Origin of the sequence: Pseudomonas sp. UBA6310 (genome assembly GCF_002438225.1) — a bacterium.
Classification (GTDB): Bacteria; Pseudomonadota; Gammaproteobacteria; order Pseudomonadales; family Pseudomonadaceae; genus Pseudomonas_O; species Pseudomonas_O kuykendallii.
The window spans coordinates 1-22,170 of record NZ_DJTK01000033.1 but is presented as its reverse complement, the minus strand read 5'-3'; the positions used below and the strand labels follow the sequence as shown (position 1 = coordinate 22,170).

21 protein-coding genes and 1 pseudogene are annotated in these 22,170 nt (G+C 69.4%); 5 read left to right on the top strand and 17 right to left on the bottom strand.

The window, feature by feature from the left end; all coding sequences use genetic code 11:
* Positions 1-5 precede the first annotated feature (5 nt).
* The 5 genes from B3E91_RS07515 to B3E91_RS07495 form a co-directional block, all read right to left on the bottom strand.
* On the bottom strand, positions 6-200 hold the full coding sequence (locus tag B3E91_RS07515) for a YnbE family lipoprotein (RefSeq protein WP_287028919.1): 195 nt from the start codon (positions 198-200) through the stop codon (positions 6-8).
* On the bottom strand, positions 200-2,824 hold the full coding sequence (locus B3E91_RS07510) for a YdbH domain-containing protein (RefSeq protein WP_287028918.1): 2,625 nt from the start codon (positions 2,822-2,824) through the stop codon (positions 200-202). Before B3E91_RS07510 ends, B3E91_RS07515 begins: the two co-directional genes overlap by 1 nt.
* Positions 2,825-2,857: 33 nt before the next feature.
* Positions 2,858-3,649 carry a hydroxyacylglutathione hydrolase gene (gloB, locus tag B3E91_RS07505; RefSeq protein ID WP_287028916.1) on the bottom strand — a complete coding sequence of 264 codons (792 nt, stop codon included), beginning with the start codon at positions 3,647-3,649 and terminating at the stop codon, positions 2,858-2,860.
* A 62-nt stretch (positions 3,650-3,711) separates the two neighbouring features.
* Positions 3,712-5,280, bottom strand: a complete 1,569-nt coding sequence (locus B3E91_RS07500; protein WP_287028915.1) for a GMC family oxidoreductase — start codon at positions 5,278-5,280, stop codon at positions 3,712-3,714.
* A 10-nt stretch (positions 5,281-5,290) separates the two neighbouring features.
* Positions 5,291-5,851, bottom strand: coding sequence for a twin-arginine translocation signal domain-containing protein (locus tag B3E91_RS07495; protein ID WP_287028914.1), 561 nt, complete (start codon positions 5,849-5,851; stop codon positions 5,291-5,293).
* Positions 5,852-6,095: 244 nt separating this feature from the next.
* On the opposite strand from B3E91_RS07495, the gene B3E91_RS07490 reads away from it, so the two are divergent.
* Both B3E91_RS07490 and gloA read left to right on the top strand, forming a co-directional pair.
* Positions 6,096-6,431, top strand: a complete 336-nt coding sequence (locus tag B3E91_RS07490) for a ribbon-helix-helix domain-containing protein (RefSeq protein WP_090224798.1) — start codon at positions 6,096-6,098, stop codon at positions 6,429-6,431.
* A 127-nt stretch (positions 6,432-6,558) separates the two neighbouring features.
* On the top strand, positions 6,559-7,089 hold the full coding sequence (gene gloA / locus B3E91_RS07485) for a lactoylglutathione lyase (protein WP_090224800.1): 531 nt from the start codon (positions 6,559-6,561) through the stop codon (positions 7,087-7,089).
* Between the two features lie 182 nt (positions 7,090-7,271).
* Here the strand turns inward: gloA and B3E91_RS07480 are convergent, their stop codons facing one another.
* The 9 genes from B3E91_RS07480 to B3E91_RS07440 form a co-directional block, all read right to left on the bottom strand.
* Complete coding sequence (locus tag B3E91_RS07480; protein WP_287028913.1) at positions 7,272-8,063, bottom strand: ABC transporter ATP-binding protein; 792 nt, start codon at positions 8,061-8,063, stop codon at positions 7,272-7,274.
* Entirely contained in the window at positions 8,057-9,046 is a 990-nt protein-coding gene (locus B3E91_RS07475) for an ABC transporter permease (protein ID WP_287028912.1), read from the bottom strand. The genes B3E91_RS07480 and B3E91_RS07475 overlap by 7 nt, the downstream gene beginning before the upstream one ends.
* Positions 9,027-10,097, bottom strand: a complete 1,071-nt coding sequence (locus B3E91_RS07470; RefSeq protein WP_287028911.1) for an ABC transporter substrate-binding protein — start codon at positions 10,095-10,097, stop codon at positions 9,027-9,029. The genes B3E91_RS07475 and B3E91_RS07470 overlap by 20 nt, the downstream gene beginning before the upstream one ends.
* Complete coding sequence (locus tag B3E91_RS07465; RefSeq protein ID WP_287028910.1) at positions 10,094-11,074, bottom strand: ABC transporter substrate-binding protein; 981 nt, start codon at positions 11,072-11,074, stop codon at positions 10,094-10,096. Before B3E91_RS07465 ends, B3E91_RS07470 begins: the two co-directional genes overlap by 4 nt.
* An 89-nt stretch (positions 11,075-11,163) precedes the next feature.
* The gene (locus B3E91_RS07460; RefSeq protein WP_414708209.1) at positions 11,164-12,333 is read right to left on the bottom strand and encodes an acyl-CoA dehydrogenase family protein; all 1,170 of its coding nucleotides are present in this window, start codon (positions 12,331-12,333) and stop codon (positions 11,164-11,166) included.
* Entirely contained in the window at positions 12,330-13,427 is a 1,098-nt protein-coding gene (locus tag B3E91_RS07455) for an LLM class flavin-dependent oxidoreductase (protein ID WP_287028909.1), read from the bottom strand. Before B3E91_RS07455 ends, B3E91_RS07460 begins: the two co-directional genes overlap by 4 nt.
* A 30-nt stretch (positions 13,428-13,457) precedes the next feature.
* Positions 13,458-14,390: an ABC transporter substrate-binding protein gene (locus tag B3E91_RS07450; RefSeq protein ID WP_287028908.1), complete on the bottom strand. Its 933-nt coding sequence runs from the start codon at positions 14,388-14,390 to the stop codon at positions 13,458-13,460.
* An 18-nt stretch (positions 14,391-14,408) separates the two neighbouring features.
* On the bottom strand, positions 14,409-15,473 hold the full coding sequence (locus B3E91_RS07445; RefSeq protein WP_287028960.1) for an LLM class flavin-dependent oxidoreductase: 1,065 nt from the start codon (positions 15,471-15,473) through the stop codon (positions 14,409-14,411).
* 633 nt (positions 15,474-16,106) lie between these two features.
* Positions 16,107-17,003, bottom strand: coding sequence for a LysR family transcriptional regulator (locus B3E91_RS07440; protein WP_287028907.1), 897 nt, complete (start codon positions 17,001-17,003; stop codon positions 16,107-16,109).
* A 94-nt stretch (positions 17,004-17,097) separates the two neighbouring features.
* Here B3E91_RS07440 and B3E91_RS07435 point away from each other — a divergent pair, with 94 nt between their 5' ends.
* Both B3E91_RS07435 and B3E91_RS07430 read left to right on the top strand, forming a co-directional pair.
* Positions 17,098-17,706, top strand: coding sequence for a cysteine dioxygenase (locus B3E91_RS07435; RefSeq protein WP_287028905.1), 609 nt, complete (start codon positions 17,098-17,100; stop codon positions 17,704-17,706).
* Complete coding sequence (locus tag B3E91_RS07430) at positions 17,703-19,286, top strand: rhodanese-related sulfurtransferase (RefSeq protein WP_287028904.1); 1,584 nt, start codon at positions 17,703-17,705, stop codon at positions 19,284-19,286. The genes B3E91_RS07435 and B3E91_RS07430 overlap by 4 nt, the downstream gene beginning before the upstream one ends.
* Before the next feature lie 62 nt (positions 19,287-19,348).
* On the opposite strand, the gene B3E91_RS07425 is transcribed toward B3E91_RS07430, so the two are convergent.
* The 3 genes from B3E91_RS07425 to B3E91_RS07415 are packed head-to-tail and all read right to left on the bottom strand — an operon-like array spanning position 19,349 to position 21,659.
* Complete coding sequence (locus B3E91_RS07425; protein ID WP_287028903.1) at positions 19,349-19,480, bottom strand: hypothetical protein; 132 nt, start codon at positions 19,478-19,480, stop codon at positions 19,349-19,351.
* Complete coding sequence (locus B3E91_RS07420) at positions 19,477-20,703, bottom strand: acyl-CoA dehydrogenase family protein (RefSeq protein WP_287028902.1); 1,227 nt, start codon at positions 20,701-20,703, stop codon at positions 19,477-19,479. Before B3E91_RS07420 ends, B3E91_RS07425 begins: the two co-directional genes overlap by 4 nt.
* Positions 20,700-21,659, bottom strand: a complete 960-nt coding sequence (locus tag B3E91_RS07415; protein WP_287028901.1) for an aliphatic sulfonate ABC transporter substrate-binding protein — start codon at positions 21,657-21,659, stop codon at positions 20,700-20,702. Before B3E91_RS07415 ends, B3E91_RS07420 begins: the two co-directional genes overlap by 4 nt.
* A 351-nt stretch (positions 21,660-22,010) precedes the next feature.
* Here B3E91_RS07415 and B3E91_RS07410 point away from each other — a divergent pair.
* Positions 22,011-22,170 (top strand): annotated as a pseudogene (locus B3E91_RS07410) (outer membrane porin, OprD family); the annotation flags it as partial.

Below are 22,170 nucleotides of genomic sequence, written 5' to 3'. Positions count from 1 at the left end.
GTCTCCTAGAAAAGGCCGCTGGATTCGTCGAGGACGTTGTCCAGCGCCTTGTCGACCTTGATGTAGATCTCGTGCTCGATCTTCACGTTGAGGTTGATGTTGATCGGCTCGTTGGGCACCGCCAGTTGCACGGTGGGGGTACAACCGACGCCGAACAACAGCAGCAGAGCAACGGCAAGGATGTGGCGCTGACGACCCATCAGGGTTTCTCCTCGGTGGGCGACTCGGCGGGGCGCTGCAAACGCTCCTGCACCCGTCGCTGGATGGTTTCGCTGACCCGGCCGCTCAGTTGCAGGCTGGTCAGCAGGGCCGGAATGTCTTCTTCCAGGTTGATGTTGAAGTTGAACGGCCGGCCGCGTTCCAGATCCGGATTGCGCCCGTTCAGGCGCAGGTTGAGCATCAGCTTGCCGGCCTCATCGTAACTGACCGCGCTGCTGAGCAGCTCGTAGCGAAAATCCTCCAGCGCGTCGGCCACCAGCTTCATCGCCGGGTTGGCCTGGGCCAGGGCGATGATCTTCGGCGAATGGAAGCGCAGCATGCCGCCCGGCGGCCGGGCCGCGACTTCACCCTGGTCGATGCGCAGCGCCTGGCTGTTCCAGTGCAGCGGCAGGCGCCCGTCGAGCACGCCGTCGCCACTCAAGCCTTCGGCCGGATAGGCGCGGAACAGTTCCGCCAGTTGCAGCCCCCGCAGCTGTAGCGGCAGGTCGAGACCGGCCGCGGCCAGGTCGCCGCTGCCGGGCTCCAGCCACAGCCGCCCGCCGAGCAGCGCGGTTTCCGCGCGCTGCCAGTCGAGCCGCCCGGCGGCGGGCCGTTGCAGGCTGGCGCGGTAACGTCCGGAAAAACGCAGCGGGCCGATCGCCAGGCCCGGATTGAGTTCGCCCAGGCGCAGGTCGGGCAGTTCCAGCTGCAGGGCCTTGTCGTTCAGGGTGACGCGCGCATCGCCGCTGAGCCCGGACAGCTCCACGCGGTCATAGATGCCGCCGAGGTTCTGCGCGTTCAGCGCCAGGTCCAGTTCTGGCACGCCGTCGCGCAGGTCGAATTGCGCATGGGCGCGCAGCCGGCCGTCGCCCAGCTCCAGCAGCGCCGGCCAGTCCGCCAGGGTCTTCGCCAGCGGGTTGCCGGCGCGCATGAACAGCTCCTGCACCTGCGCCTTCAGGTGCAGCGCGCCACCGTAGGCGTAGTCGAACTGCACCTGCGCGGGCAAACCGGCGTCGTTGCCCAGGGCGCCGTCCACCTTCAGTCCGGCGAGGTCGCTGGCGAATCTGCCCTGCCAGCTCCAGCCCTGCGGCCGCAGGCTGGCCTGGCGCAGTTGGGTCGTTTGCAGGCGCGCGGGACCTTGTGCGCGCAAGGTGTCCAGGCCGGCGTCGGAGTAGCTGGCGTCCAGCGTCATGCCGGCCAGCGTGGCGTCGAGCGCGTGCAGTTCCAGGGTCGACTGGCCGGTATCGAGCAGGTCGACGCGCTCGCTGTGCACCTGTGCGGGATTGCCCAGCAGCAGCCGCGCCTGCCGTTGATCGATCCGCCCACTGAAGGCCAGGTCGAGGCTCGGCCGGCTCAGGCGCAGGCCGTCCAGCGCGAGCCCGGTGCTCTGGCTGCGCAGCCGTGCGCTGTCGATCTGCAGAACCCAGGGCGGCTGCGTGGCGCTGGCGAGCCTGGCGTCGAGGGTAGCGGCGAGCGCGCCCTGGCTGGCCAGTTGCAGATCGAAGGGCAGCAGGCCGTCGCTGCGCGGGCGTTCGGCCGGGACGATGCGCAGGTCCAGGCTGTCGGCGCGCAGGCCGGCGGGCAATGCGTCGCGCCAACTGCCGGCGAGGTTGTCCAGGCGCAGGGTGGCGCGCACCTCGCCGGGCAGCCAGTGGCCCCGATCGGCCGTGGCGCTCAGTTGCAGGTCGCCCTGGACCTGGCCGACGTCCGGCAGCGGCCAGGGCTGCGGCAGGTGCGCTTCGACCCGCGCGCTGCCGCTGGCGACGCCGAGGTCGCTGGCTCGCAGCGCGCCTGCGGGCAGCTGCAACTGCCAGTCGGCGGACAACTGCATCGCCTCCGGCGCCAGCGGCACCTGGCGTTCGGCGAACAGCATCCATTCGCCGAGCCATTCCACCAGCCAGGGCGCTTCCTGCAGGTTGGGCACCGACAGCTGGCCGCTGAGCGACTGGCCGTCGGCGTTCGGCGCGAGGGCGACACGCAGGCTGGCGCGCGGCTGTTCGTCGATCGCCAGCCCCAACGACAGCCGCGGCGCCTGGCGATCGCCTTCGAGCAGGCCGAGCAGCTGCACCTGGCGGCCGTCGCGTTCGAGGTTCGCCTCGAGGCTGGCCGGGAACAGCGCGGCGCCGGCGTGGCGCAGGCTCAGCGAACCCTGCAGGGCGCAACGCCCGGCGGCGCAGGGCAGGTTGGCGTCGATCCGCTGGATGTCGAAACGCCGTGGCAGCCATGTCGGCAGCTCGGGCAGCGCCGCCAGGTCGAACGCCGCGGCCTCCCCGGCGTCGGCCTGCGCGGGCGTGTCGAGGTCGATGTTCAACTGGCCGATGCGCAGGCGCCCGCCGTCGCGCCAATCCAGCAGCAGGTCGTCGACCACCAGGTACAGTTGCGCGCCGTCCGTGCCGCGCCGCTGTAGCGACAGGCGCTGCGCTTGCACGCCGTCGGCGCCGATGCGCAGCCCGTTCAGGTCGAGGCGCTCGATGCCCTGGCCGTGCAGCAGCCGCGCCCAGGCGAGGCTGAGCAGGGCCAGCAGCAGGAGCGCCAGCAACGCGAACCAGGCGGCAATGCGTCGGCGCGAGCGGCGTTTCGGAAGCAGGGCGGGAGCGGTCAGCGGAATCACCGGGCGGTGGTGCATGGGCGTTCAGGGTGGCGTGCGCGCCGCGCGAGATCAACCCGGAAAGCCGTTCTTCCATTCGCGCAGGGCGGCGAACACCGCCACCGGATCGGCCTGCTGGCAGCGGCTGAAACGCGCCGCGGCCTCGCGCACCCTGGCCTCGCCGGTGCGCAGGAACGGGTTGGTGGCGCGTTCGCAGGCGAGGTTGGACGGCAGGCTGATGCCGTCGTGGGCGCGGATCGCCTCGGTCTGTTCCAGCCGCTGGCGCAGTTCGCGGTTGTCCGGTTCCACCGCGCAGGCGAAGCGCAGATTGCCGAGGGTGTACTCGTGGGCGCAGAACACCTCGGTCTCGCCCGGCAGCGCGGCGAGACGGGTGAGCGAGTCGTGCATCTGTTGCGCGCTGCCTTCGAACAGCCGCCCGCAGCCGCCGGCGAACAGGGTGTCGCCGCTGAACAGCCAGGGCCGCGCGCCCGCCGTGCCCGGCAGGAAGTAGGCGATGTGGTCGAGGGTATGGCCGGGTACGCCGATCACCTCGATGCGTTGGCCGAGCGCCGCGCAGAGGTCGCCGTCGTGCAGCGTCAGGTCGAGCGCAGGGATGCGCCCGCCGGCCGGGCCGATCACCCGGCAGCCGGTGTTGCGCTTGAGCGCCGCGATGCCGCCGGTGTGGTCGTCGTGATGATGGGTGACCAGGATGTCGGCGAGCTGCCAGCCCGGATTGCGTTGCAGCCAGTCCTGCACCGGCTCGGCGTCACCCGGATCGACCACCGCGCAACGCCGCAGGGTGACGTCCTGGAGCAGCCAGATGTAGTTGTCGGCGAAGGCGCGCAGGGCCTGGATGCAGAGCATGGCGGTTCTCCGGTCGGTGAGTGGCGTCCCGCAGCGGCGCGCGGACGCCGCTGCGGGACGGTTCAGGCGGCATTGGTCTTCAGCGACTCGGCGATGTAGTCAGCCTGGCGGATCGCCAGGCTGACGATGGTCAGCGTCGGGTTCTCCGCCGCGCTGGTGGTGAACTGGCTGCCGTCGGAGATGAACAGGTTCGGCACCTCGTGGCTCTGGCCGTGCTTGTTGACCACGCCGTCGTCGGCCCTGGCGCTCATCCGGCAGGTGCCGAGGTTGTGCGTCGACGGGTACGGCGGCACGCGGTGGACCTTCTTCGCGCCGACCGCCTGGTACAGCGCCTCGCCCTGTTTGAACGCGTGCTCGCGCATCGCCAGGTCGTTCGGGTGATCGTCGTAGTGGACGTTGGCCACCGGCATGCCGAAGGCGTCCTTGACGCCGTCGTTGAGGGTGACGCGGTTGCTCTCGCGCGGCATGTCCTCGCCCACCAGCCACATCCCGGCGAGGTGCGTGTAGCGGTCCATCACGCCGGTGAAGTCGCGGCCCCAGGCGCCGGGGTTGAAGAACGCGGCCATGAACGGCAGGCCGAGGGAGATGGTTTCCATCTCGTAGCCGCCGGCGAAGCCGCGTGAGGTGTCGTGGCGATTCTCGTCGCTGATGATGCCGGCCATGATGGTGCCGCGGTAGAAGTGCACCTCCTCGTCGAACTCGGCGAACACCGAGCCGGTGGTGTGGCGCATGTAGTGCTTGCCGACCATCCCGGCGCCGTTGCCGAGGCCGTGGGGGAACAGCGTCGAGGCCGAGTTGAGCAGGATGCGCGGCGTCTCGATGGCATTGCCGGCCACCGCCACCACGCGCGCCTTCTGCCGCTGCAGCTGGCCCTTGGCATCGGCGTAGACCACCGCGCTGGCGCGGCCTCGGGCGTCGTGCTCGATGCGGATGACCTGGGATTCGGCGCGCAGTTCGAGCCTGCCGGTGGCTTCGGCGGCGGGGATCTCGGTGTACAGGGTCGACCATTTCGCACCCATCTTGCAGCCCTGGAAGCAGAAGCCCAGTTGCTGGCAGGAGGCGCGGCCGGCGCGCGGCTGGCTGTTGATCGCCATGCGCCCGGTGGAGCAGTGCTGGTAGCCGAGCTTCTGCGCGCCGGCGTACATCACCTTGAAGTTGTTGTTGCCGGGCAGGCCGGGGATATCGTTGGTGCGGGTCACGCCCATCTTGTCCTCGGCGCGGGCGTAGTAGGGCTCGAGTTCGGCGAGGGTCAGCGGCCAGTCCAGCAGCTGGGCATCCTTGAGTTCGCCATAGGTCTCGCGGGCACGGAATTCGTGTTCCTGGATGCGCAGGCTGGCCCCGGCCCAGTGCGTGGTGGTGCCGCCGACGGTCTTGCAGATCCACGCCGGCAGGTTGGGGAAATCCTTGGCGATGCGCCAGCTGCCGGAAGTGGTACGGGTGTCGCTCCAGGCCAGCTGGTTGAACGAGGGCCATTCGTCGTTGACGAAGGTGCCCTGGTTCTGCCGCGCGCCGGCTTCCAGCAGCACCACCGGAATGCCCTTCTGGCAGAGTTCGTTGGCCAGGGTGCCGCCGCCGGCACCGGAGCCTATGATCACCACCACCGAATCGTCGTCATGCTGATAGGTCGTCATATCGGGTTCCTCAACCGTAGGGAGCGGGGCTGGCGTCGGCCGGCGGGTTGGGCAGCCAGGACAGGTCGTTGAAACCGCGGTGCAGGTAGCCGCCCTTGGGGAAGGAGGCGCCCTCGTAGCCGAAGTGGTGGTAGGCCAGCTCGTTGCTGTAGAGGGAGTTCACCGCGATGGCGCGTACCTGGGTGAAGAACGGCTGGTCCTGGATGGCTTCGAGGATCGCCACCTGGCGTGCCTCGTCGAGGCGCGTCCAGTCGCCGCCGGCGCGCGTGTCGAGGTCGGCGACACCCTTCTTCAGCAGCTCGGCGAGGCCCGGATCGGCGGAGGCCTTGCTGTCGATGTCCTTCACCGTCAGCGCGTAGACAGCGTCTTCCATGTCGTCGTGGGGGTAGATGCGCCGCAGCATGGCGAGCAGGCGCTGGCCGGTGGCGCTGTCGAGGGTGGTCAGCTCCAGCGCCCAGCTCTGGCTGGGGGCGAGCAGGGCGATGGGCCCGGAGCTGAACAGCAGGGTTCCCATCAACAGACCGCCACTTCCCTGCAGGAAGCGGCGGCGACTCAGTGCGAGATCGCTCATCGGATTCTCCTTCTTCTTGTTTTTGTCAGGGGAAGGTCGCGAGGGCGCCTTCCTGCCTTTGAGATCATCCTAGGGCAGTTCGTTACGGCGGCTGGTAATAGCGAATTACTACAGTCGGGCAAACTGGCGGATATTTACCCGAGGGGTTATGGTCGAGACGCGAGCGGTCGCCTGACCGCGACGAACAACAGGCCTTGCCGGCGCGCCCGGCGAAGAAAGGTCGTGAAACCGGAGTACAGCCACCATGTGCAATATCTACGTGTCGACCGATCCCAGCCTCTACGAATGCCAGACCCGCTCGGTGCGCATCCAGGGCGTGGTCACCAGCGTTCGTCTGGAAAACGAGTTCTGGTCGATCCTCGAGGAAATCGCCGCCGGCGAAGGCTACGGCGTGCCGCAATTCATCAACCAGGTCTACGAGGAAGTCATCCTGCGTCGCGGCGAGGTGAACAACCTGGCGTCGCTGCTGCGGGTGATCTGCACCGTGTTCCTCGCCAACGGCCGCGAGTCCGCCGCCCCGGCGCAACTGATCGCCCTCGCCCCGAACCGCGCCGTGAGCGGCGTGCGCCGCAGCGCCTGAGTAGCCGGGCGCCGGCGGCCTGGCCGGTGCTCCGCGGCGGATGTCGCATCGTAGTACCCGGTTGCTACCCCCGGGCGGGAGCGGATTTCTACACTGGCGCGGTGTTTTTTCCAGCGAGAGTCAAACCATGGCGTTCACCACCGAAACCCAGGCCGGCGTCTGCGCGACCCCGGATGCGGCCACCCAGGACTACGTGTTCAACCACAGCATGCTGCGGGTCAAGGACCCGGAGCGTTCGCTGGATTTCTACACCCGCGTCATGGGCATGCGCCTGCTGCGCCGGCTGGACTTCGAGGAAGGCCAGTTCTCGCTGTATTTCCTGGCGATGACCAAGGGCGAGACGGTGCCCGAAGAGGTTGGCGAGCGGCAGCGCTACACCTTCGGCCGGCAGAGCGTGCTGGAGCTGACCCACAACTGGGGTACCGAGAACGACGACTCCGCCTACCACAACGGCAACAGCGAGCCGCGCGGCTTCGGCCACATCTGCTTCGCGGTGCCCGACATCCGCGCCGCCTGCGCGCGCTTCGAGGAGCTGGGCGTCAACTTCGTCAAGCGCCTGGACACCGGCAAGATGAAGGACGTGGCGTTCATCAGCGACCCGGACAACTACTGGATCGAACTGGTGCAGCCGGACCTCAACACCGAACTCGGCCGCTGATCGACGGGTCACGGTGCGCATGGCGCACCCTACGGTGACCGGTGTGCTTTCGTAGGGTGCGCCGCGCGCACCGAACGGGCTACCCGTCCTTGCCCAGGCCGAACAGTCACGGTGCGCATGGCGCACCCTACTGACGGGTGCGTGCTTTTCGTCGGGTGCGCCGCGCGCACCGCTGTAGCGGGCTACCAGTCCTTGCCCAAGCCGAGCAGCTCCAGCGCCTGGCGTCGCAGCTCGACCAGGTGCGGGTCGTCGCGGTGGCGCGGGTAGTCGCGTTCCACCCGCAACTCCGCCAGTACCCGCGCCGGCCGGTCGCTGAACACCAGCACGCGGTCGGCCAGCAGCAGCGCCTCCTCGACATCGTGGGTCACCAGCAGGCCGCTGTAGCCCTGCTGCTGCCAGAGGCGGATCAGCTCGCCCTGCATGGCGATGCGGGTCAGCGAATCGAGCTTGCCCAGCGGCTCGTCGAGGATCAGCAGGCGCGGCTGGTTGACCAGCGCGCGGGCCAGCGCCACGCGCTGCGCCATGCCCCCGGAAAGCTGCCGCGGATAGGCCTGGGCGAATTCGCCGAGGCCCACCTTGGCCAGCGCCTCGTCGACTCGTCCGCGCTGCTGCCCGAGCAGGCCGCGCGCCTGCAGGCCGAGGGCGACGTTGTCCCACACCGTGCGCCACGGGTAGAGCGTCGGGTCCTGGAACACCACCACGCGGGACGGATCGGGCCCAACGATCGGCGCGCCGTCGGCCAGCAGCTCGCCGCTCTGCAGCGGCTCCAGGCCGGCGACCAGGCGCAGCAGGGTCGACTTACCGCAACCGGACGGGCCGAGCAGCGCGACCATCTCCCCCGGTGCCACGCTCAGGTCCAGGCGCTGCAATACCGGCAGGCGCTCACCCTTGAGTTCGAAGGCGTGCGCCAGGCCACGGATGTCCAGGCGCAGGCCGCGCTCGGCGGGGATCGGGGAACGCGCGGTGGCTACCATTTCATCGCTCCTTGCTGCCAGCTCAGGGCGCGGTCGCGGATCAGGAACAGCGCGCTGATCAGCCCGGAGCAGACCAGCGCCATGAGCAGCAGGGCGGCGTACATGTTGGCGTAGGCGGCCCAGCCCTGCGCCCATTGCAGGTACCAGCCGAGACCGGCCTTCACGCCCATCATCTCCGCCACCACCAGCACCGAGAAGGACGCGCCCAGGCCCATGAACAGGCCGACGAAGACATGCGGCAGCGCGGCGGGAATCGCCACCCGGCGGATCAGGAACCACTGGCTGGCGCCCAGCGTGCGCGCCACGTCGTAATAGCCGCGCTCGACGCTGGCCACGCCGGACCAGGTCAGCACGGTGACCGGGAACCAGGTCGCCAGGGCGATGAGGAACACGCTGGCACTCCAGCTCGATGGGAACAGGAAGAAGCACAGCGGCAGCAGCGCGGTGGAGGGCACCGGGCCGAGCAGGCGCAGCAGCGGATGCAGCCAGTAGCCGATGCGCCGCGACCAGCCGATCGAGACGCCGGCGAGAAAACCGCAGCCCGCGCCGAACGCCACACCGCTGCCGAGCAGCGCCAGCGAATGCAGCAGGCTTTCGCCCAGGCGCGCCCAGTCTTCCAGGTACACCTCCAGCAGCGCCTGCGGCGGGGCGAAGAACGGCACCGGCAACCAGCCGAGCTTGGCGGTGAACAGCTGCCAGGCGCCGAACAGCAGCGCCAGCGCCACCAGCCAGGGGCCGGCCGCGCGCAGCCTCGCCGGCACCCAGCGCCCGGCCAGCGCCAGGCCGACCAGCAAGGCTGCGACGACGAAACTCAGGCTCGCCAGCTCGGCGGTCAGCGGCCAGTCGCGGATCGCGTTGGGCAGCCGCGCGGTGAGCAGGCCCAGCCCGACCCAGGCCGCGCCGGCGAGCAGGCCGGTGCGCCACAGCCGCGCGGGCGCGGGGCGCTCGCGGGCGGCGCTCCACTCAAGAGAAGACGTCGACATAGATGCTCTCCGCGAATTTTTGCGGGTCGGTGCTCGGCCGCAGCACGTCCACGTCCTTCAGGTCGCGGGCGTAGTAGGCGATCTCCTTGACGAAGGCCGGACCGCTGGCGTGATGCGCGTGGGTGTGGTCCTTGAGAATCGCGGCGATCTCCTCGGGTGAGGTGTTCACCGCGTACTTGAGGAAGTCCTGGGCGACCACGTCCGGGTGCGCGGCGGCCCAGCTGTGCGCTTCGAGGATCGCCTGGGTCAGTGCCGCGGCGGCAGCCTTGTCCTGGCGCGCCAGGGTGCCGGTGACGCCGACCACGCAGCAGCTGAGCTGGCCGTATTCCTCGGCCAGGTTGGTCGACAGCTCGACGAAATCGCCGCCCTTGAGCAGGCGGTACATGAACGGGTCGCTGCCGCTCACCGCCTGCACCTCGCCCTTGTCCAGCGCGGTGCCGAGCAGGTCGGCCGGGTACTGCCGCCATTCCACGTCGCGTACCGGGTCGACGCCGTGGCGCTTGAGCATGATCGAGAAGAAGTTCTTGTCCGGGCTGGCCATGTCGGTGACGCCGATGGTCTTGCCCTTGAGCGCCTCCAGGTTGCTGGCGCCGCCGTTGGCCGCGGTGAGCAGGCGCAGGCAGCCGCCGTGGGTGCCGGCGGTGAGCTTGACGTCGAAGCCCTGCTCCAGCGCCTTCAGCCAGCGCAGCGCCATGCCGACGCCGGCATCCGCCTTGCCGGTGGCGATGGCTTCGAGCAGCACTTCGGTGGAGTTGCCGAAGTTGACGAACTCCACGTCGAGGTTGTGCTTGCTGAAGAAGCCCTGGGATTCGGCCACCGCCACCGGCGCCAGGCACACCGCGTTGAGGTTGATCGCCAGCTTCAGCTTGCGCCGCTCGGGCAGTACGAAGGAGCGCTCGGGCGCGGCCGCGCCGGCGGCGGAGTGCTCATGCACGTGCTCGTCGGCCAGTGCGAAGCGGCCGAGCAGAGCGGCGGCGCCGGCGGTTCCGGCGAGGCCCAGCAGGCGGCGGCGGGAGAGGGCGGAAAGGCGATGGTTGTCGAGCGGTTTCATTTGACGTTCCTGTCGTGATCGAGCGCGGCCTGCTGGCTGTTCAGCGTGAAGCTGCGGTCGAAGGTGGGGGTGACATCCAGCGGTTCCGGGATCAGCCCGCTGGCGTGGTAGAAATCGGCCGTGGCCTGCTGTTGTGCCAGGGTCTCGGCGTCCAGCGGCAGCCAGCGCAGCTTGCGGCGCTCGAACTGCAGGCGCGCGGCGTCCTCGGGGAAGCCGATGATCCGCGCCAGGCTGGCGCTGTAGCGGTCGAGGTTCCGGTAGGCCCAGCGCTGCGCGTCGGCCAGGCGTTGCAGGTAATCCTGCAGGGCGGCGCGGCGCGCCGGATCGGCCAGCGCCGCGTCGGTGGCGGCCAGGTAGCTGTTGCCGGCCCAGAGGCCGCGGCCGTTCACCACCACCTTGGCGTGGTCGGCGGTTTCCGCCAGCGCCGTGTAGGGTTCCCAGGTCGCCCAGGCGTCCACCGAACCGTTGGCCAGGGCCATCTTGGCGTCCGCCGGGGTGAGGAAGCGCAGCTCGACGTCCTTCGCCGTCAGCCCGGCCGAGGTCAGCGCCTTGAGGGTGATGAAGTGGCCGATGGAGCCCTTGCCGGTGGCGATGCGCTTGCCCTTGAGATCCTGCGCGGCCTTCAGCGGCGAACCCTGGCGGGCGATGATCGCGGTGCCGTAGGGGTCGGATTTGTCTACCGCGATGGCCTTCACCTGGGCACCGGCGGCGAGGGCGAACAGCAGCGGCGCGTCGCCGATGATGCCGGCATCCACCGCGCCGGCGTTGAGCGCCTCGGCGAGCGGCGCGGCGGCGGGGAATTCCGCCCATTCGATACGGTACGGCAGGTCGCGCAGCGCGTCGGCGGCTTCCAGCTGGGCGCGCATGTTGCCCTTCTGGTCGGCGATGCGCAGGGTCGGAACCTCGGCGGCGAGGGCGATGGCGCTGGCCGTCAGTGAGAGCAGCAGGCCGACGGTGGCGAGTAGGGGATGACGCATGGACGGATCTCCGGTTGGCCGTGGCCAGGAAAAGGGGATTCGGTCCGCGCGTGCGGTCTCGAAGGGCGTGCCGGCCTCGCCGGCGTCGTTCAGAAGGTGGCGAAGGCCGCTTTGCCGGCCGCCAGCCAGACGCTGTCCGGCTGCGGCGTGTGCACGCGGCCGCAGAGCAGGTTGCGGTAGTGCCGTTGCAGCGGATTGGCGTGTTCCAGCGCGTGGTTGCCGGCCAGCTCCAGGCCGCGGCGCACGGCGTCGATGGCGTTGTCGATGACATTCACCTTGATCTGCCCCAACTCGCCGACGCTCAGCACCGGATCGTCCGAGCCGCGCAGCAGCAGGCGGTTGCTCAGCAGCAGCGCATCGATGCGGCCGACCGCTTCCTGCACCCGCGGCAGGCTCGACAGCGGCGCGCCGAGGCTGCCCGGCACGCGCTGCGCCAGCCAGCCGAGCAGGTCGTCGCGGGCGGCGCGGGCGACACCGTCGTAGAGCGCTGCGAGGAGGATCGCGTTGTCGCCCTGGAAGGCGGCGACAGCGGCGTCGTCGAGGCCCGGCTGGCGCTCGAAGGGCTGTACGTCGACCGCGCTGTCGGGCGGCAGATGCACGTCCTCGAAGATCACCTCGTGGCTGCCGGTGGCGCGCATGCCCAGGTGGTCCCAGCTTTCGATCACGCGGATGCCCGGCGTGTCGCGGTGCACCAGCCAGCCACCGACCAGCGGCTGCGGATCGTCGCTGCGCGCCCACACCAGCAGCCAGGTCAGCCCCGGAATGCCGGTGGTGTAGAGCTTGTGCCCGCTCAGCCGCCAGCCGTCGGGCTGGCGCCGGGCGATGGTCTGCGGCAGGCCGCCGCGCGCTGGCGAGCCGAGCTCCGGCTCGACGCGAAAGGCGTTGATCAATGCGCCGTCGCTCACCGATTCGCGCAGCACGCGTTCCACCAGCGGCCGAGGCGCCGTGGCGTTGCGCTGCAGGCGGCGCAGGTTGATGTACTGCATGGCCAGCAGCAGCGCGGTGGAGGGCTCGCCGCGCGCCACCTCGCCGATCACCTCGCGCAGCCGGCTGCGCTCCGCCTCGTCGCCGCCGAAACGTCGCGCCGTGGCCAGGCCGAGCAGCCCGGCGTCGCGCAGCAGCGCCAGGTTGGCGTGGGGAAACCCGGCATCGCGGTCGAGCTGCGCGGCGCTGGCGGCGAGTGTCGCGCAAAGGGCGTCCAGCGCCTGCGCGTCCGTTACCGGCGCGACGGGATCGGCCTTTCGTAGCGCCTGGCTCACGCGCGTGCTCCCCGGTCGTTGCGGGCATCGCGTTCGGCGACCTTGGCGCGGGTCAGCGGCAGCAGTCCGCGGCCGTATTCGATGGCATCGTTGAGCGGGTCGAAGCCGCGCACGAGGAAATGCGTGACGCCCAGGTCGTAGTAGTCGAGCAGCGCATCGGCGACCTGCTCGGCGGTGCCGACCAGCGCGGTGGAGTTGTGCCCGCCGCCGACCAGCGCGGCCACGCCGGTCCACAGCCGCTTGTCCAGGCGATCGCCCTTTTCCACCGCCTGCAGCAGGCGTTGCGCGCCGGTGCTCTGCGGCTTCGGCTTGGGAAACGGATTGCCGCCCTGGATCAACTGCTCGCGGGTCGCGGCGCGAATCCGTTCGGCCTTGGCCCAGGCTTCTTCCTCGGTGGCGCCGAGGATCGGCCGGAACGATACGCTGAACTCCACACGCCGGCCGTGCTTGCCGGCCTCCTTGCGCACGGCGGCGATGGTGTCGCGCACCTGCTCCAGGGATTCGCCCCAGAGCATGTAGACGTCGGCGTGCTTGCCGGCGACCTTCAGCGCCGCCGGCGAGGAGCCGCCGAAGAAGATCGGCAGGTGCGGTTTCTGCAGCGGCTTGATCGCCGAGAACGCTTGCTCGGCCTGGTAATAGGTGCCCTGGTGGTCGAAGGGCCGCTCGCTTTGCCAGACGCGGCGGACCACATCGAGGAACTCGTCGGTGCGCGCGTAGCGCTCGTCGTGGCTGAGGAAGTCGCCATCGCGGCGCTGCTCGGCATCGCTGCCGCCGGAAATCACGTTCACCGCCAGGCGTCCGTCGAGCAGGTGCTCGAGGGTCGCCAGCTTGCGCGCGGCGAGGGTCGGGGCGACGAAACCGGGGCGGTGCGCGAGCAGCAGGCCGACCTTCGTGGTGGCCAGCCCGGCCAGCGCGGTGACCAGGAAACCGTCTGGCTGATCCGACCAGTAGCCGACCAGCAGGCGGTCGAAACCGGCCGCCTCGTGGGCCTGCGCGGCGGCGGTGATGTACTGCTTGTCGAACACCGGACCGACGGCGGGAATGATTTCCGAGGACAGCCGGTGGCCGATCATGCCGAGAAACTGAACGCTCATGCTAAGTGCTCCCTGGTGTGTCGCCGGCCTTCAGTGGAAGGCGGCGGTGAAAGAGGTATCGATCACGCCGCTGAAATCGAACGGCTTGGGCAGCGCGCCGGTCTTGGCGAGGAAATCGGTGGTCGCCTGGTAATCGGCGGCGGCCTGGGTGTCGACCGGCTCGATGGTCATGTGCGCCTGGTCGATCCAGTGCCGCGACACGGCCTGGTCGAGGTTGGCCTTCTTCGCCCAGAGGTCGGCGTAGGCCTGGCGGTTGGCCTCGACCCAGGCACGCGCCTTCTGCAGCCGGCCGAGGAAATCGGCGATCGCGGCGCGCTTGGGTTCCAGGGAATTGGCGTTGGCGGCGATGCTCGACAGGCCGGGCATCAGGTTGCGCGCGGTGATGATCGGCCGCGCGCCGGAGAAGACGATCTGCTGCGAGATGTAGGGTTCCCAGACCGGGAAGGCATCGATGCTGCCCTGCGGCAGCGCCGCGGCGGCGTCGATCGGCATCAGTTTGACGAACTCCACGTAGTCGTTCGGCAGGCCGGCCTTCTCCAGCGCGCGCAGGGTCAGCTGCTGGCTCCAGGCGCCGGGCCAGTAGGCGACCTTCTTGCCCTTCAGGTCCTCGATGCTTTTCGCCGGCGAGTCCTTCGGCACCAGCAGCGCGATGGTGTCCGGGTTCTGCCGCGAGACGCCGATCAGCTTCACCGGCGCGCCCTTGGCGGCGAGGAAGATGAAGCCCGAGTCGCCGAGGAAGCCCAGGTCGAGGGCGCCGGCATCCAGACCCTCGGCCACCGGCGCGGCGGACTGGAAGTGCTTCCAGTCCACCGTGTAGGGCGCGCCTTCGAGCACGCCCGAGGCTTCCACCGAGGCGCGCACGTTGTAGTAGTTCTGATCGCCGACGCGCAGGGTGATCTGTTCGGCGGCCTGTGCCAGGGGCGTCAGCAGGACGAGTGTGGCGAGTGCGTGGAGCAGCTTCATGCGATTCATGTCCCTTGATCAGCCGGCGTGGCGACGTTGCAGGCCGGCAATGCGTTCGCGGATGGCCGGGATCAGTTCCCGGCCGTAGAGGAGGGCATCGTCCAGTGGGTCGAAGCCTCGGATGAGAAAGGTCGAGGCGCCGCGCAGGTGGTATTCGCCGAGGGCTTCGGCGACCTGCTCGGCGGTGCCGACCAGCGCGGTGGAGTTCCACTGCGCGCCGGTCAGCTGGGCGATGCCGGTCCACAGGCGTGTATCCAGCACATCGCCGCGCCGGGCCGCGGCCAGCAGGCGCTGCGAGCCGACGTTGGCCGGGGCGTGGTCGTTCAGCGGCAGGCCGAGGCGCGCGCGGTTCTCGCGCACCCGTTCGAGGATTTCGGCGGCGCGTTTCCAGGCGGCTTCCTCGGTGTCGGCGACGATCGGCCGGAACGACACCGAGATGCGCGGGCTGCGGCCCTGGCGCTGCGCCGCCGCGCGGACCTTCTGCACGTGGGCGGCGAAGTCGGCCAGCGGCTCGCCCCAGAGCATGTAGGTGTCGGCGTGGCGCGCGGCGACCTCGACGGCGGCGTCCGAGGAGCCGCTGAAGTAGATCGGGATGTGCGGCTTCTGCTGCGTGCGTACGTTCGGCAGCGCGCCGTCGAAACGGTAGAAGCGTCCGTGGTGATCAACCGGTGCCTGCGCGGTCCAGATCGTCTTCAGCACCTGCAGGTATTCGTCGGTACGGGCGTAGCGCGCGTCATGGTCGAGGTAGTCGCCGTCGCGCCGCTGGTCGGTATCGCTGCCGCCGCTGATCACGTTGAGCGCCAGGCGGCCGTTGCTGAACTGGTCCAGCGTCGCCAGTTGCCGTGCGGCCAGCGGCGGCGCGATCACCCCCGGCCGGTAGGCCAGCAGGATGCCCAGGCGCTCGGTGGCGGCGGCGATGAACGCGCTGACCACGGCGCCTTCCGCACCGTTGGAGAAGTAGCCCACCAGCGCGCGGTCGAAGCCGGCGCTCTCATGGGCCTGGGCGAAGCGGCGGACGAAGTCGGCGTCCACCGCCGCACCGAGTGGCTGGTCGACCTCGGCGCTGGGCGTCGCGGTGATCATGCCGATGATTTCCACGCTCATGCGTGTGCTCCTGTTGGTTTGGACTGTTACTGCGCTTTTTCCATATAAGGAAATGAAAACGCCTAACGAGCGCTTATAAGCTAGTCGCAAGCCAATCAGGATGGAAATTCATTTTAGGCATATTCTAATATGCTTATCGCGCAAGTGTTACGCGGGTAGTGATGTGCCGGGTGCTGCGTGCGCGGCTGCTCCGTGCTGCATCGGTGGTGCGCGCGGCGCACCCTACGGTGGGATTCACCGAGCGTCCGGAAGCACGCCGTAGGGTGCGCCATGCGCACCGGCTCTTCGACGTGGCTCCGGTGGTGCGCGCGGCGCACCCTACGGGGGGCACCGAGCGTCAGGAAGTACCTCGTAGGATGCGCCATGCGCACCGGCTCTTCGGTGCGGCTCCAGCGGTGCGCGCGGCGCACCCTACGGGGGCACCGAGCGTCAGGACGTACGCCGTAGGGTGCGCCATGCGCACCGGCTCTTCGGCGCGGCTCCGGTGGTGCACGCGGCGCACCCTACGGGGGCACCGAGCTTCAGGACGTACGTCGTAGGGTGCGCCATGCGCACCGGCTCTTCGGCGAGGCTCCAGCGGTGCGCGCGGCGCACCCTACGGTTGGGGGATGCTCAGGCCGCGTCGGCCGGTGCCGCCAGGCGTTGCGCCACGGATTCGCCGAAGCGTTCGACGGCGCCCTGCAGGTTGCCGAGGAAGGCGGCGTGCAGCAGCCAGAGGTCGATCATCGGCTTGAAGTCGACCACGTTGAGCACGTCGAGGTGGTGGCTGTCCTGCAGCAGCGGCAGCGGCACCAGACCCAGGCCCATGCCGTTGGCGACCAGGCTCAGCTGGAGGTCGGTGCCGAAGATTTCCAGGTTCACCTTGAGGTTCAGGCCCTGCTCGGCCAGCGCCCGCTGCAGGCCGGCGCGGAAGCCGCAGCCGTCGGGGTTGAGCACGAAGCCGCGGGCCTGGCAGTCGGCCAACCGGTAGCTGCGCCTGGGCGCCGAGCCGCGCGCGGCGACGATGACCAGGCCCATACGCGCCAGCGAACGGCCAACGATGCCCTCGGGGAACTGCTTGCCGGCCGGGAACAGCGCGGCGGCGGCGTCCAGTTCGTCGTTCTCCAGCTTCTTCACCAGGCTCGCGCCCCAGCCGTTGGAGACCTGCACCTGCAGGTCCGGGTAGCTGCCGCGCAACGCCTGCAGGGCTTCGAGCAGCGCGCTGTCGCCGATCGTCTGCGGCACGCCGAGGCGCAGCGCGCCGCTGGGCATGGCGTCCTGCGCCACCAGATCGCGCAGCGAATCGAGCTCGCGCAGCACCACGCGGCAGCGCTCGTACACGCGCAGGCCGATGGCGGTGGGCTTGAGCGGCTTGGTGTTGCGGTCCAGCAGCGCCACGCCGAGGGTTTCCTCGAAGTTCTGCAGGCGTCGGGTCACGGCCGACTGGGTCAGCTGCAGGGATTCCGCCGCCTGGTTCAGCGACTGCAGGCGGACCACCGCGACGAAGGCATCGATGTCATCTATTTTCATGCTGGATTCGCATATTAGCTTATGACCAAATTGAATTTTGTAAGCATGCAGCGGGTTGCTAGCTTAGCGCCATCGTTCCCGTTGAGCACTTGTCATGAGCCAAGCCCCACGTCTTTATCGCCTGCGCCATTTCCTCGCCGGGCTGTCCGCCCTGGTCGGTCGCGAAACCGATGAGGCACGCCTGCTGGAGCGCGGCGCCGAGTTGCTCGGCGAGCTGGTGCGCCACGACGACTGGCTGCCGGAGGCCTTCGCCCAGCCGCACCCGCAGTACTACCAGCAATACCTGCTGTACGCCGACGCGCAGTCGCGCTTCTCGGTGGTCAGCTTCGTCTGGGGACCGGGCCAGGCCACGCCGGTGCACGATCACCGCGTCTGGGGCCTGATCGGCATGTTGCGTGGCGCCGAGCTGGCGCAGAACTTCAGCAGCGACGACGACGGTGTGCTGCATGAGAGCGGCCCGGCGCTGCGTCTCGAGCCCGGCCAGGTGGAAGCGGTATCGCCGCGCATCGGCGACATCCACCGGGTCAGCAACGCCTTCGCCGACCGCACCTCCATCAGCATCCACGTCTACGGCGCCAACATCGGCGCGGTCAGCCGCGCGGTCTATCCGCCCGAGGGCGGCAGCAAGCCGTTCATCTCGGGCTATTCCAACAGCACCTTGCCCAACCTCTGGGACCTGTCCAAGGAGTCTCTTCCCGCATGAGTTCGTTCCCCGTCCGATCCTACGCCGCGCTGCGCCGCGCCCTGCTCGCCCGCCAGGAACTGGCCCTGCTCGATGTGCGCGAGGAAGATCCGTTCGCCCAGGCGCACCCGCTGTTCGCGGCCAATGTGCCGCTGTCCAGACTGGAGCTGGAAGTCTTCCCCCGCGTGCCACGTCGCGACACGCCAATCACCGTCTATGACGATGGCGAAGGCCTCGCCGAGATCGCCGCGGAACGTCTGCGCGCGCTTGGCTACAGCGACGTGGCGCTGCTCGAAGGCGGCCTGGCCGGCTGGGCGGATGCCGGCGGCGAGCTGTTCCGCGACGTCAACGTGCCGAGCAAGGCCTTCGGCGAGCTGGTGGAAAGCCGGCGCCATACGCCGTCGCTGGCCGCCGAGGAAGTCCAGGCGCTGCTCGATGCCCGGGCCGATGTGGTAGTGCTGGACGCGCGGCGCTTCGACGAATACCAGACCATGAACATCCCCGGCTCCATCAGCGTGCCCGGCGCCGAGCTGGTGCTGCGGGTGCGCGAGCTGGCGCCGGACCCGGCGACGCGGGTGATCGTCAATTGCGCCGGGCGCACGCGCAGCATCATCGGCACCCAGTCGCTGGTGAACGCCGGGATTCCCAACCCGGTCGCCGCGCTGCGTAACGGCACCATCGGCTGGACCCTGGCCGGGCAGACCCTCGACAAGGGCCAGGCGCGGCGCTTCGGCGAGGTGTCCGAGGCTACCCGCAGGGTCGCCGCCGGCTCGGCGCGCGGCGTGGCCGACAAGGCCGGCGTAGGCCGCGCCACGGCGCAGGACCTCGCCGCCTGGCATGCGGAAGAACGGCGCACCACCTACCTGTTCGACGTGCGCACGACGGAGGAATACCTCGCCGGCCATCTGCCCGGCGCACGGCCGGTGCCGGGCGGGCAACTGGTGCAGGAAACCGATCACTACGCCAGCGTGCGTGGCGCGCGCGTGGTGTTGGTGGACGACGACGGCGTGCGCGCCAACATGAGTGCCTCCTGGCTTGCGCAGATGGGTTGGGAGGTGCATGTGCTCGACGGCCTCGACGCAACGGCCTTCGGCGAGCGCGGCGAGTGGCCGACGCCGCGTCCGGCGGCGCCGACGGCCAGCGAGATCGATGCGGCGACGCTGCGGGACTGGCTGGCCGAAGGCGATACCCAGGTGCTCGACCTGACCAGTAGCGCCAACCACGTCGCCGGGCATGTGCCCGGTGCCTGGTGGGCCCTGCGTGCCGGCCTGCGCCAGGCGCTGGAGCAGCTGCCGCCGGCGTCGCGCTACGTGCTCACCTGCGCCAGCAGCCTGCTGGCGCGCTACGCGGTGGAAGAGTTCGCCGCGGCCACCGGCAAGCCGGTGTTCCTCCTCGCCGGAGGCACCGCCGCCTGGCGCGCCGCTGGACTGCCGCTGGAAGTCGGCGACGCCCGCCTGGCCAGCCCGCGCATCGACCGCTACCGGCGCCCGTACGAAGGCACCGACAACCCGCGCGAGGCGATGCAGGGGTATCTGGACTGGGAGTTCGGCCTGGTGGAGCAGCTCGGTCGCGACGGCACCCACGGCTTCTTCGTCATCTAGGGTGGCCGTCCGGCGAAAAGGAACGGCGCCCTCGGGCGCCGTTTTTCATGGGAAAGGTCCGTTCAGGATTGCCGGTTCCGCGCCTTCGCCGACGCGGTGTCGCTGCGCAGGATCATCTGCGGCTCCGGCGAGCTGAATGCCTGCGCCGCCAGCTGGATCGCGCGCCACAGACGCGCTGGCCACGGGCGCTTCATGAGTAGATCGAGGGCACTGGAGGCACCCCGTCGAGCAGCCAGCGGCCGAGGTCGCGAACCTTGTAGTCCAGCGGGTCGTGCAGGCTGTGCACGCGCACGTTGCGCCAGAAGCGGTCGAAGCCGTAGCGCGAACTGGTGGCGCGGGCGCCCATGCTCTCGAAGATCTGCGCGGTGATGTCCAGCGCCGCGCGCGCCGAGACCACCTTGGCCTCCGCTGCGGCCAGGGCTACCTCGCCACGCTCGGCGGCGGTCAGCGCGGGTTTTTCCCAGGCCGTCTGCAAACGCTGCGCGGCCTCCTCGGCGAGCAGCAGGGCACTGCGATAGCGCAGCCAGAGGTCGCCGTAGCGCAGCTGGTTGTACGGATCGTCGCTGGCCTGCCCGACGCCGGAGGCGGGCCAGGCGCGCGCTTCCACGCGGGTGTAGCGCAGCGCCGCGTCCAGCGCGGCCTGGGCGTTGCCGAGGTAGAGCTGGGTGAGGATCAGCTGCGACAGGCAGGTGCGCAGCGTGCCGCGCGGGCTGGCGCCGACCGGGCCGAGCAGCTCGCCGGCATCGACGAAGACGTTGTCGAACTGCACCGTGCCGCTGTCGGTCTGGCGCTGGCCGAAGCCGTCCCAGTCGTCGTTGATCGCCAGGCCCTCGCGTTGCGCCGGCAGCACCAGGAACACCCGCTCATCGCGGCTGCCGGGACGCGGCGCGCTGATCACCAGGGCGTCCGAGCCGAGCGCGCCGGAACAGAAGGATTTGCTGCCGTTGAGCTCGAAATGTTCGTCGCGACGGTCGAGGCTCAGGCGGTTGTCGCGGCCGTTGGCGGCGTTGCCCCAGAACCAGCGCTCCTGCACGGTACGGCCCAGCCAGTGGCGTTGCTGGTCAGCGCTGCCGAACAGCAGGATGGTCGCCACCTGCAGGTGCTGGAAGGCGAACAGGTGGGCCAGCGAACTGTCCGCCGCGGCGAGGTAGCGCACCAGGCGATAGAGGTTCGGCCAGTCCAGCCCCTGGCCGCCGAACGTTTGCGGCACCGCGAGGGAGAGCAGGCCGCTGTCGCGCAGCAATTGGCGTTCGGCCTGGGCGCTGCCGCCGCGGCGGTCGCGCTCCACGGCGCTGGCGGCCAGGCGTTGGGCGAGGCGTTCGACCTTGCCGCCGAAGCGGCCGAAGTCGTAGGGAAACAATCGCGGGTCGAGCAGACCCTGGGGCTGGCCCTGGCTCAGCCGGGCTTCGGCGCTCATGGCTTGGCGCCCGGCGTCCAGATCGACACGTCCAGCGCGTCGACCGGCTTGGGCAGCAGGCCGGCGGCGAAGAAGGCATCGGCGATCTTCTGCTGTTCCTTGAGGTTCTCCGGCTTCACCGCGCGCACCTGATAGCTGCGCCGGGCGTTGGCCTGCTCGACGATCTCGGGCTTCAGGTTGCCCCACAGCGGGCCGAGGGTTTTCGCAGCCTCGGCGGGATGCGCGCGCAACCAGTCGCCGGTCTTCACCAGCTCGGCGAACACCGCGTCGAGCACTTCGGGGTGCGCCTTGGCGAAGGCGTTGCTGGTCAGGTAGTAGCGCTGGTAGTCGGCCAGGCCCTTGCCATCGGCCAGGGTGCGGGCGTCCAGCTGCACCTGCGCGCCGCTGAGGAAGGGTTCCCAGGTGACCCAGGCGTCGACGTTGCCGCTCTCGAACGCGGCACGACCATCGGCCGGCGTCAGGTAGGCCGGCTGGATGTCGCTGAATTTCAGCCCGGCCTTGGCCAGCGCGGCGATCAGCAGGTAGTGGCTGCCGGCGGCCTTGGTCACGGCGACCTTCTTGCCCTTGAGATCGGCCAGCGAATGCAGCGGCGAGTCCTTGCGCACCAGCACGGCCTGGGCGGCTGGCGACGGCGCTTCCTGGGCGAAATAGGTGAGTTGCCCGCCGGCCGCCTGGGCGAACACCGGCACGGTGTCGGCGACATCGGCGGAGAGGTCGACGTTGCCGACGTTGAGCGCTTCGAGCAGCGGCTGGCCGCTGGGGAATTCGTGCCAGCTGATGGTGATCTGCTGGCGGGCGAGGTCCTTCTCCAGCGCGCCGTTGATTTTCAGCAGGCTGATCAGGGTGGAGGATTTCTGGTAACCGATACGCAGGGTGGTTTCCGCCTGCGCGCCGGCGATCAGGCCGAAGCCGAGGGCGAGCACGAGGGGAAGGCGAAGCAGTTTGGCGATGGCCATGGGGACCTCTGGAATGTGCCGGTCGCGCACGCAGAGGGGGGACCGGACGGAATCTGGAATTCGAGTGGGTCCGGTGGTCCGGTACAGCAAAGCTAAACGATCTAAAAAGCGCGATATAAATATTTTTTAAGAATTAGCTTAGACGTCGCGTTTATTCCATACGATTATTAAAACGTTCTAAAAAATTCTTTATTGGAATCACAAAAGACTCCTTAAATTGCACCCCAGCTGCCGCTTCGTGCCTCTGCAAAGGCCGACCCAGGCGGCTCCCTTGCCAACGACGATGACCCGACCATCTCGAGCCACCCGGCACAAGGAGCGACAGACACAGCAACCTGGAGCATTACGAGCATGAACACGTCATCCCTGGCGCTGGCCGTGGCGCTGGCGACGGTCGCCCAGCAGGCGTCCGCCGATTTCATCGAGGACAGCAAGGCCAGCCTCGGCCTGCGCAATTTCTATTACGACCTGAACACCAAGAACACCGCGGACAACCGGGCCGAGGCCAACG